At 65.6% G+C, this 6,559-nt stretch carries 7 protein-coding genes; 4 read left to right on the top strand and 3 right to left on the bottom strand.

Annotation, left to right across the window (positions count from 1 at the left end; genetic code table 11):
- Nucleotides 1-95: 95 nt before the first annotated feature.
- Complete coding sequence (locus tag ACIQ42_RS14220; RefSeq protein WP_397422921.1) at nt 96-1,331, top strand: PQQ-dependent sugar dehydrogenase; 1,236 nt, start codon at nt 96-98, stop codon at nt 1,329-1,331.
- Between the two features lie 99 nt (nt 1,332-1,430).
- On the opposite strand, the gene ACIQ42_RS14215 is transcribed toward ACIQ42_RS14220, so the two are convergent.
- Nucleotides 1,431-2,084 (bottom strand): TetR/AcrR family transcriptional regulator, encoded by a 654-nt coding sequence (locus ACIQ42_RS14215; protein ID WP_397422920.1) that lies wholly within the window; start codon nt 2,082-2,084, stop codon nt 1,431-1,433.
- Nucleotides 2,085-2,170: 86 nt separating this feature from the next.
- Here ACIQ42_RS14215 and ACIQ42_RS14210 point away from each other — a divergent pair, with 86 nt between their 5' ends.
- Together ACIQ42_RS14210 and ACIQ42_RS14205 are read left to right on the top strand one after the other, a co-directional pair.
- Nucleotides 2,171-3,553, top strand: coding sequence for a flavin monoamine oxidase family protein (locus ACIQ42_RS14210; protein WP_397422919.1), 1,383 nt, complete (start codon nt 2,171-2,173; stop codon nt 3,551-3,553).
- Nucleotides 3,550-5,037: a flavin monoamine oxidase family protein gene (locus ACIQ42_RS14205; protein WP_397422918.1), complete on the top strand. Its 1,488-nt coding sequence runs from the start codon at nt 3,550-3,552 to the stop codon at nt 5,035-5,037. The genes ACIQ42_RS14210 and ACIQ42_RS14205 overlap by 4 nt, the downstream gene beginning before the upstream one ends.
- A 45-nt stretch (nt 5,038-5,082) precedes the next feature.
- Here ACIQ42_RS14205 and ACIQ42_RS14200 read toward each other — a convergent pair whose 3' ends face one another.
- Both ACIQ42_RS14200 and ACIQ42_RS14195 read right to left on the bottom strand, forming a co-directional pair.
- Nucleotides 5,083-5,865: a cyclase family protein gene (locus tag ACIQ42_RS14200; protein WP_397422917.1), complete on the bottom strand. Its 783-nt coding sequence runs from the start codon at nt 5,863-5,865 to the stop codon at nt 5,083-5,085.
- Nucleotides 5,865-6,284: an MAPEG family protein gene (locus tag ACIQ42_RS14195; protein ID WP_397422916.1), complete on the bottom strand. Its 420-nt coding sequence runs from the start codon at nt 6,282-6,284 to the stop codon at nt 5,865-5,867. Before ACIQ42_RS14195 ends, ACIQ42_RS14200 begins: the two co-directional genes overlap by 1 nt.
- Nucleotides 6,285-6,352: 68 nt before the next feature.
- Here ACIQ42_RS14195 and ACIQ42_RS14190 point away from each other — a divergent pair.
- Nucleotides 6,353-6,559 (top strand): hypothetical protein (locus ACIQ42_RS14190; RefSeq protein ID WP_397422915.1); only part of this gene is annotated, 207 nt, incomplete at its 3' end.

Here is a 6,559-nt window from a genome sequence, read left to right as displayed (position 1 = left end):
CGCTCGCTGGCAGAACTGCTGCCGCGCCACGGATAGGCCTTCTGTCGGGGCAGGATGATCGCTATCTCTGTGCGCGAAACCCTGGAGTGACCTTGATGGCTGTGACCTCGAAGATGCTTGCCGCGGCGGCCCTGATGGCTGGATTGAGCGGCAGCGCCTGCGCCCAGCCCGCCAGCGTGGAAGCCCGCCCGCCGATCACCGCCTACAAGCCCGCCTTCGCCGGCCAGACCCGGGCACCAGCTGAAAAGCTGGGCGTGGCGTTTCAGACGACTACGGTGGCGCAGGGCCTGAAGTATCCCTGGTCGATCGCCTTCCTGCCCGATGGCCGGATGCTGGTGACCGAGCGGATCGCCGGCGCACTCAGGATCGTGGGCAAGGACGGTGCGTTGTCGGAGCCGGTGAGCGGCACGCCAGCGGTGATGTCGCGCGGGCAGGGCGGCCTGCTTGATGTGGTGCTGGACCCGGCGTTCAAGACCAACCGGCTGATCTACATGAGCTATGCCGAGCCTCAGGCCGACGGGACCAACAACACCGCCGTGGCGCGCGGTAAGCTGGTGGAGGGCGCCACCGCCGCCATCGAGGGCCTGACGGTGATCTATCGCCAGCGGCCGGCAATGGCCTCGCCGCTGCACTTCGGATCGCGACTGGTGTTTGCGCGCGATGGCAAGCTGTTCGTGACGCAGGGCGAGCGCTCGTTCCCGGCGGGCCAGAAGCAGTCACAGGACCTGGCGAGCGGCCTGGGCAAGATCGTGCGGATCAATCCGGACGGTTCGATCCCCAAGGACAACCCCTTTGTCGGCCAGACCGGCGCGCTGCCCGAGATCTGGACGCGGGGCAACCGCAACGTCCAGGCCGCGACCCTGCATCCGCAGACCGGCGAACTTTGGGAAGTGGAGTTCGGCCCCCAGGCCGGCGACGAGATCAACATCGCGCGCAAGGGCAAGGACTACGGCTGGCCGACCATTTCCTACGGCGTCAACTACGGCCCCCTAAAGACGCCGATCACCGGCGGCGAGACCCAGCGGCCCGGCATGGAGCAGCCGCTCTACTATTGGGACCCGACCATCGCGCCTTCGGGGATGATCTTCTACACGGGCAACCTGTTCCCGAAATGGAAGGGCAGCCTGTTCGTCTCCGGCTTCCAGCCCCAGGGCTTGCCCGGCGGCAATGTTCAACGCCTGACCATCAAGGGTGAGCGGGTGATCGGCGAAGAGCGCCTGGACATGCCGGGCACCCTATGGCGCGACATCCGCCAGGGTCCGGACGGCGCGATCTACCTGCTGCAGGGCGGCGCCGTGGGCAAGATCTTGAAGCTGACGCCGAAGGGGTAGGGTGAAGCGACGGCTGGGGCTCCAGGCGTGATGCGATGGCCTGCGAGCGTCGCTGCTGCATCCGGGGTTCGTCCTTGCGGGAATGGCTGTCAGCCGTCGTCAACCGGTCTTGTCGGACTTGAGACCCTCAATCAGCGCCTTGAAGGTCCCCGTTACAAGCGCGTCCCGGTCTCCCCAGTCATACTCCGGGATGCAGACGAGCGCGTGGGCGAGCCCGATCACGGCAGTCAGCAGCATGCGCGAGACAACCTGAGAATCCGTTGCGCTCAGACGGCCCGCCGTGATTGCTTCGGCCGCCGCGGCGCGAATCACATCCAGACCCCTGAGGCTCTCCGACGTGATCGCGAAAAGGGCGTCAATGGGTCCTTCCGGTCGATCCTCGATCAGAAAGATGGCGCGATAGTCGTCGGGCCTGTCGAGCCAGAACCAGACTGTTGAAATGGCCAGTGCCCGCATTCGCTCGACCGGATCGGCGGTCGCCTTGGCGATCCTGTCCAGCTGTTCGCCGAGTTCCCTGAAAACATCTTCCCAAAGCACATAGAGCAAGGCGCGCTTGGCCGGAAAACAGGCATAGAGCGCCGTCAGACCGTAGCCGGAAAGCGCGGCGATCTTGCGCATCGAGACGCCGTCGTAGCCGTGTTTGGCGAAGAGTTCCCGAGCAGCCGCGACGATACGTCGACGCATCTCAAGCGTGGCGGACAAAGACCGCTGGGGGCGACCACGGGCAAGCTTGGCTTCTGAAGGGAACGACATGGGCTTGATTTTCCATAACGCGTATTATTTAATATCAACCGTAGCGGGTCTTCGTCGGACCCTTGAACTCAGGCGCGGAGGATAGGATGGACAGCGGCTTACTGGCTACGGCGGACGTGGTGGTCATCGGCGCTGGCCTTGCCGGCCTCAAGGCGGCGCAAGAGCTCGAGGCGCGCGGACTTTCCGTTTGCGTGCTGGAGGCTCGGGATCGCGTCGGCGGGCGGCTCAAGTCGGGCACGATTGCAGGACAGGTCATCGACCGGGGTGGCCAATGGGTCGGTCCACAACAGAAGCGGCTGCTTGCCGAGGCTGAAGCGCTGGGCGTTGAAACCTACGCCCAACATGCGGACGGAAAGTCCGTGCTCCACTTCAGGAACAGGCGTTCGGAATCAGCCAGCGATATTCCCCGAATATCCCTGCTGGGGCAGCTTGATCTCCAGAGATCCATCACCAGGCTCGACGCCATGGCGGCGAGCTTGTCGCCCGATGCCTGTTGGACAACGGCGGAGGCCAGGAATTGGGACAGCCAGACCGTCGAGACCTGGATCCGCACAAATGTGTGGACGGACTCGGCAGCCGAGTTCCTGCGGATGGTCGTGCGATCAGTTTTCTGCTGCGAGCCGAAGCATCTCTCGCTGCTCTTCTTTCTGCAGTATGTCCGTGGTGGCCATGGGATCGACGTCCTGACGGGCGTCAAGGGCGGGGCCCAGGCGGCGAAATTCCGTGGCGGCGCCCATCAGATCGCGGTCAGGCTGGCCGACACCCTGAAGGCGCGCATCCTGTTCGAAGCGCCGGTTCTGGGCGTCACGCAGCATGATGGGCATGTCGAGGTTTCGACCGCGAAGGGGTTGGTGCGCGCCGCCCGCGCGATCATCGCCATTCCCCCCGCTCTGGCTTCTCGTATCGACTTCGCCAACGCCCTTCCTGCCAGACGAGATCAATTGATGCAGCGCCTGCCCATGGGGACGGTCATCAAGGTGCATATCGCCTATCAACGTCCCTTCTGGCGCGAGAAGGGACTGTCCGGGATGGGCGCGAGCGACGTGCTCGCCTGCAACGTGATGTTTGACCAAAGCCCGGAGGATCTCTCCTGCGGCATCCTTACGGGGTTTTTCGACGCCGACGCGGCCGTGGACTATTCCGGGCGAGGCGATAATGCCCGCCGCTCGGCCGTCATTGATGCGGCTGCGACATTCTTTGGCCCGGATGCGCTTCAGCCCATCGCCTATGTTGAAAATGACTGGATGACCGAGGCGTGGAGCCGGGGCTGCTACGTGGCGCACACGGCGCCCGGCGTCCTGACAACGTTCGGCGAAGCCTTGCGCGATCCCTGCGGGCGTATCCACTGGGCCGGCACCGAAACGGCGACGGAATGGATGGGCTACATGGACGGCGCATTGCAATCGGGCCTTCGCGCGGCTGTGGAGGCCGCACAAGCGCAGGGGTTCTCAACATGGAGACAAGCTTGACCACCCGTCGGAACGTTCTGCTGACCGGCGCAGGCGCGGTTGCCGCTGCAGGCGGCGTCGCCGGTATCGCCGCAGTCCTGGGCCCCAACAAGGCGAGCTCCGGCACATCTGACTATTCGGTCCCCGCGCCGGCCGTCCTGCGACCGGGCAAGCGGGTGGAGGTGATTGTGATCGGCGCTGGTCTGGCGGGGCTGAGCGCCGCTCGCCAGCTCAAGGTGGCCGGCGCGTCTGTGAAGGTGCTGGAGGCGCGGGGGCGGGTCGGCGGACGCGTTCATTCGCAGCGGCTGATCAACGGAACCACCATCGACCATGGCGCGCAGTTCCTGAGCGATTCTCAGCCTCTGGTGTCCGCGCTGGCCCGGGAAGCGGGCCTCGTTCGCACGACCTCCTACGCGAATGGCGACATACTCCATGTCATGGGTGGTTCCACGAAGCCCTTGCGGCTAGGGCCCGACAAGCTCCCCCTGCCCTTTCTGGGTCAACTCGACGCCATGCAGGCGATGTGGCGGCTGGATAGGGACCTGGAGGCCTTCGGCAAACGCGAGCCGGCGGCGAGCATCGCGGCGCTCGATCATGTCAGCGCGGCGTCCTACATCCGCGACCGCACGATCTCGTCGCCCGCATTCGACGCCTTTGAGGCTCGAGCCAGCGGGGAGATGTGCCTCCCATTGGAAACCATCTCGGCCTATGAATTCCTCGCGCAGCTTGCATCGATTGGCGGCGTGGCCGGCGCCGAAGCCGGCATGCAGTCTTTTCTGACGGAAGGCGCTGAGGGTCTTGTGCGGTTTCTGGCCGGCGCGCTCGGCGATGAGCTGATCCTGAATGCGCCGGCGCAGGGCGTCACGTCGGATGCGGACGGCGTCGTCGTGATGTCCAACGGGACCACCTATCGAGCCGGTCGTTTGATCGTGGCGACGCCGCCCCAGCTGTACCCGTCGATCGGTCTCATGCCCCTGTTGCCCGAAGGCTGGCGGAAGGCGATCTCAGGCTATCAGCTCGGCTCCGTGATCAAGACGGTCGTGGTGTTTGATCGGCCATGGTGGCGCGCCGAAGGACTCTCGGGGACGGTCTCCAGTCCCGACAACGTCTTTGAGGCCATTGTCGATGGGTCTCCTGCGGACGCGAGCGCCGGCATTCTGGTCGCCTTCACAACATCCACCGCCGTGAAAACCCTGGCGCGGACCCCGACCGAGGAAGGACGTATCGCGCAGCTTATGGACTGGCTTGCCAGGGTCTACGGCCATGCCGTTCCGGCCCCTGTCGCCGGGCGCTCCATCAACTGGTCGGCTGAGCCCTACAGCCTCGGCGGATATGCGAGCTTCCGCGGCATCGGCGGGTGGACGGCGGCCCCGGACCTGTTCAAGCCCCTTGGACGCGTGCACTTTGCCGGGACTGAAACGGCGGCCCGGTGGAGATCCTTCATGGACGGCGCCATTCAGTCAGGTCTGCGAGCCGCCGACGAAGTGATCGCTGCAGAGGGCTGAGCAGCCGTCAACGGGGTCAGCGCTTCGCCGCCATTCGACGGGCGCTCAATCCACAATCGCCACCGCCCGGATCCAGCCGGCGGAGGCGCCGGCGATCTTCACCGGGAAGCAGGAGAGGGTGAAGCCGTTGGCGGGCAACGCCTCCAGGTTCGTCAGCTTTTCGATCTGGTAGTACTCGCGGAAGCGGCCGGCCTTGTGGCCTTCCCAGATGATCTTCGGGTCTCGGGTCTCGGCCCATCGCTTGGCGGTGTGGCTGAAGGGGGCGTCCCAGGACCAGGCGTCGGTGCCCACAACCTTCACGCCGCGTTCGGTTAGATAGAGCGTGGCCTCCTCACCCATGCCGCAGCCCTTGTGGATGAAGTCCGGGGCGCCATAGGCCGCGCCTGCGGCGGTGTTGACCAACACGATGTCCAGAGGCTGCAGGGTGTGGCCGATCCGCGCAAGTTCGGCCTCTACGTCGGCGCCGGTGGCCACATAGCCATCGGGAAAGTGGCGGAAATCCAGTTTCACGCCCGGTTGCAGGAAGTACTCCAGCGGCCCCTCATCAATGGTCGGCGCCGCGCGGGTTGTGGTGGCCTGATCGGTGGTGGAGTGGAAGTGCCAGGGGGCATCCATGTGGGTGCCATTGTGGGTGGACAGGCTCACGCGTTCCACCGCCCAGCCCTCGCCGTCGGGCATGTCGGCCGCGGTCAGCCCCGGGAATGACGCCGCCATCTGGGGTACGGTTTCGGCATGGACGGAGTAGGTCACCTTGGGACGCATGGTCTCCGGATCAGTGACCACATCGTTGCAGATCGGGATGGACAGATCGATCAGGCGCCGCGGCATCAGAACACTCCAAGGGCGGCGCGGATCGCCAGGGTCACGAGCACCAGCGAGGCGATCATGAACAGGGCAAAGCGCACCATGATGATGTTGGTGGTCGCCTGCACCAGGCTGTGGACCACGCGCAGGCCCACATAGCCCCAGGCCAGCTGGGCGTTCAGCCCGTCGCCCTGTCCCGCCACCGCCAGCGCCAGAGCGGTGGCGTAGAAGATGGTCGGCTGCTCCATCAGGTGGTTGTAGTTGTCAGCCTTCCACCGGACGCTCGCGGGAAGCGCAGCGGCCAGATCGGCCGAGGTCATCCCGGGGTCCATGGGAACCTGGGCCTTCTGCACCGCCGGAATCCGCGTGGCGTAGAGCCATACCCACATCACCAGTGACCACAGGACAAGGGCGACGACAGGCTGGAGGATCGGGCTGGGCATGACTGGGGCTCCCGGATGCAGGTTTGGAGGACAGTGAAGCCAGACCCGCGCGCCGACGTAAAGGCCCGATGCCGGGCGCCACTCCGGCCCCTGTGGCGCTGGACGCGTCCGGTCTGGCCACGTACAGCCGCCAGGTGACCGAGCCTGCCGCCAGCCATGCCCAGAAGCCGCGGATCCTGCTGGGCATAGCCCTGCGGGTGGGCGCCATGGCGTTTCTGGCCTGTCTCTCGGCGCTGGTGAAGTGGACTGGATCGCGCGGGATCCCGGTGTTCGAG

This window comes from Phenylobacterium sp., from assembly GCF_044372605.1.
Lineage (GTDB): Bacteria > Pseudomonadota > Alphaproteobacteria > Caulobacterales > Caulobacteraceae > Phenylobacterium.
This window is presented reverse-complemented; position numbering and strand designations above follow the sequence as displayed.

Coding starts and splice junctions, on each gene's coding strand:
- ACIQ42_RS14220 (WP_397422921.1), top strand. CDS start 96: ATGGCTGTGACCTCGAAGATGCTTGCCGCGGCGGCCCTGATGGCTGGA.
- ACIQ42_RS14215 (WP_397422920.1), bottom strand. CDS start 2,084: ATGTCGTTCCCTTCAGAAGCCAAGCTTGCCCGTGGTCGCCCCCAGCGG.
- ACIQ42_RS14210 (WP_397422919.1), top strand. CDS start 2,171: ATGGACAGCGGCTTACTGGCTACGGCGGACGTGGTGGTCATCGGCGCT.
- ACIQ42_RS14200 (WP_397422917.1), bottom strand. CDS start 5,865: ATGCCGCGGCGCCTGATCGATCTGTCCATCCCGATCTGCAACGATGTG.
- ACIQ42_RS14195 (WP_397422916.1), bottom strand. CDS start 6,284: ATGCCCAGCCCGATCCTCCAGCCTGTCGTCGCCCTTGTCCTGTGGTCA.